We start from the raw sequence: 2,287 nt of genomic DNA, 5'->3' as shown, positions 1-2,287 counted from the left end.
CTTCTTCCGCACGGTCGTGCGCGAGACCAATACCGCGAACCCCAATCCCATCGATGTCATTCAGGCGGCGACGCCTCGCGGAAGCGACGACGACTCTCGCCCGCCTATTCCGCTGGAGAGGACCCGAGACACGGGACTGCGCCATCTTGCGGGAACGGTGTCCATGGCGCGCGACGGCGCGGACAGCGCGACGTCCAGCTTCTTCATTGTCACCCAGGACACGCCCAGCCTCGACTTCGGCGGCGCCCGCAATCCCGATGGCCAGGGGTTCACCGCGTTTGGACGGGTGGTCGAGGGGTTGGACGTGGCGCGCCGCATCCAGCGGATGCCGGCAGACGATGCGGAACAGCTGACTCCGCCGGTGATGATCCGTTCCGCACGGTTGCTGGACGCCGCACCGGCCGCATGCACCCAATGACGAAGGGCTGGATCGGCACAGGCAAGGTCCGAGCGCGGGAGGATGGCGAGGCGGTCGAGATCGTCATCGAGGGCCTGACCACCCAGGCCAAATACTACAAGCCCCTGGTCTATGAGTTCATGCGCAAAGAGTGGGCGTCACGCCCGTCGTGGGGCGATCATGTCGTCGAAATCCGCATGGAGCATGTCGGCGAACCGCCGTGGATGGACCTCGACAACCTGGCCAAGGCCCTGCTGGACTCCATCAAGGGCTATCTGTTCCACGACGACAGTCAGGTCGCCCGCCTGCTGGTCGAGCGCCATGAAGGCGAGCGGGAGCGGATCACGATCCGCTCGTATCCCCGGAAGACCTGAATCTCAGGGTCGGCAGCAGCAGTTGCATATTGGCGCCGATCGCCGTCTGGGGTTCCGAGGCGGGCGTCAGGTTTTCGGCCTGTTCGCGGGCGGCGACGCAGGCGGTCGTGGCGCGGGACAGGGCGATGAAATCCGGCGCAGTCTTCAGCCCGTCCAGCACGCATTCGTCGAAATAGGGATAGAGGGCGTCGGCGGCGCAGCCGAAGGATGACCGGTCGCGGCGCGCAGCGGTCATCACCATTCGGTTGGGACCCTTAAGACCATCCACGAAGACGCCGGAAAAACAGGCGGACAGCACGATCACCGTTGGGCGGTCGCCACAGATCCGACGCAAGACGGGGATCAGACGCTCCGGCTCCAGGGTGGCCTCTGGCCCGAAGACCAGGCCTTCGGGGGAGCCGTGCGAGGTGACGTAGAACAGGCAGCCGCGCGGCGCCTGGGCCGCCGCCTCGGCGAAACGGCGCAGGCTGTCTTCCGCCTCGACCGGGTTGGCGACATCGGGCCGCAGGCTGACGCTGATCATGGCGTCGGGATCGAAACCTGCACGTTGGAAAGCGGTCGTCAGGTCTCGTCGGGCATTGTCGAAGGCGGCGATAGGGCGGCCGTCGCTGTCGCGCCAGTCGGCGGCGATGACGGCCGAGGCCCAGCCGTCGAAACGGCTCTGCGCCTGAGCCGCGCAGCCCAGGACCATCAGACCGAGGACCGCCAACGCCGCTGTGAACCGAACCATCGCCCATCCCTCCGCTTTGGCCTGCTCACAGACCTTATCGCGGGGGCGATAGGAGGAAAGGGGCTACTTTTTCCGGAACTGGTCCAGCGAAACGACCTTGGGGCCGTCGGAGCCCGGCGTCGGATCCTCGGGCGGCGTCGCTTCTTCGACCGCCTCGACGATTTCGGGCTCGTCGAACTGCAGCAGGAACTGAACGCTGGGATCGTAGAAGCGGGTCACGGCCGAATAGGGTATTGCCAGGGTACGCGGCACGCCGCCGAAGCGCAGCTTGACCGAGAACCGGTCGGCCTCGACCTGCAGATCCTCGTACTGGTGCTGCAGCACTACCGTCATCTCGTCGGGGTATTTGGCCAGCATGTCCGGCGGAATGCTGACGCCGGCGGCCCGGGTCTTGAAGGTGATGTAGAAGTGGTGAGCGCCGGGCAGGCCTTCGGCCAGAACATGATCGAGCGCAGAACGGATCACGCCGCGCAACGCCTCGTGCGCCAGCCGCTCGTACTGCATCTCATCGACCGGAGGGGTCTGGTCGGTCATCGTCACCTCGCAATTCAGCCCGACTGATAGCGTCGCCGGTCCCGACGCGAAAGATGCGAATAGGGTAAACCGACAGTATGTGCGGGAGAAACGCCGGGATTCTGTTGCCAGGCTCCCGACAGGCCCCGCCCAAGGATCTGAACCCCTAGGACTTAAGATTCGAAATCACCCGAACCGCATTACGCGGCGAGAGCGACTTCTCCAGCGAAGTTATCGTTCGCAGTTAGAAAATGGCCCGATACGGTGGGCCAG

4 protein-coding genes and 1 other RNA gene are annotated in these 2,287 nt (G+C 65.2%); 2 read left to right on the top strand and 3 right to left on the bottom strand.

Translation table 11 applies throughout. From position 1 onward, the window contains the following. Together Q7J26_RS07695 and Q7J26_RS07690 are read left to right on the top strand one after the other, a co-directional pair. A partial coding sequence (locus Q7J26_RS07695; protein ID WP_304935897.1) for a peptidylprolyl isomerase occupies nucleotides 1-418 on the top strand: 418 nt, incomplete at its 5' end. After that, nucleotides 415-771, top strand: coding sequence for a RusA family crossover junction endodeoxyribonuclease (locus Q7J26_RS07690; protein ID WP_304935898.1), 357 nt, complete (start codon nucleotides 415-417; stop codon nucleotides 769-771). The genes Q7J26_RS07695 and Q7J26_RS07690, both read left to right, overlap by 4 nt. On the opposite strand, the gene Q7J26_RS07685 is transcribed toward Q7J26_RS07690, so the two are convergent. The 3 genes from Q7J26_RS07685 to ssrA form a co-directional block, all read right to left on the bottom strand. After that, the gene (locus Q7J26_RS07685) at nucleotides 740-1,501 is read right to left on the bottom strand and encodes a C13 family peptidase (protein ID WP_304935896.1); all 762 of its coding nucleotides are present in this window, start codon (nucleotides 1,499-1,501) and stop codon (nucleotides 740-742) included. The two genes, Q7J26_RS07690 and Q7J26_RS07685, sit on opposite strands and share 32 nt — an antisense overlap. Nucleotides 1,502-1,564: 63 nt before the next feature. Beyond that, complete coding sequence (locus Q7J26_RS07680) at nucleotides 1,565-2,035, bottom strand: SspB family protein (protein WP_304935895.1); 471 nt, start codon at nucleotides 2,033-2,035, stop codon at nucleotides 1,565-1,567. A gap of 89 nt (nucleotides 2,036-2,124) precedes the next feature. Next, nucleotides 2,125-2,287, bottom strand: a transfer-messenger RNA (tmRNA) gene (gene ssrA / locus Q7J26_RS07675); the annotation flags it as partial.

The sequence above is a fragment of the Brevundimonas sp. genome, assembly GCF_030656255.1.
GTDB lineage: Bacteria > Pseudomonadota > Alphaproteobacteria > Caulobacterales > Caulobacteraceae > Brevundimonas.
The sequence above is the reverse complement of the archived record's forward strand: the minus strand, read 5'-3'. Positions and strand labels throughout refer to the sequence as shown.

Excerpts from the sequence above, each read along its gene's own strand:
- Q7J26_RS07690 (WP_304935898.1), top strand. The coding sequence starts at position 415 with ATGACGAAGGGCTGGATCGGCACAGGCAAGGTCCGAGCGCGGGAGGAT.
- Q7J26_RS07685 (WP_304935896.1), bottom strand. The coding sequence starts at position 1,501 with ATGGTTCGGTTCACAGCGGCGTTGGCGGTCCTCGGTCTGATGGTCCTG.
- Q7J26_RS07680 (WP_304935895.1), bottom strand. The coding sequence starts at position 2,035 with ATGACCGACCAGACCCCTCCGGTCGATGAGATGCAGTACGAGCGGCTG.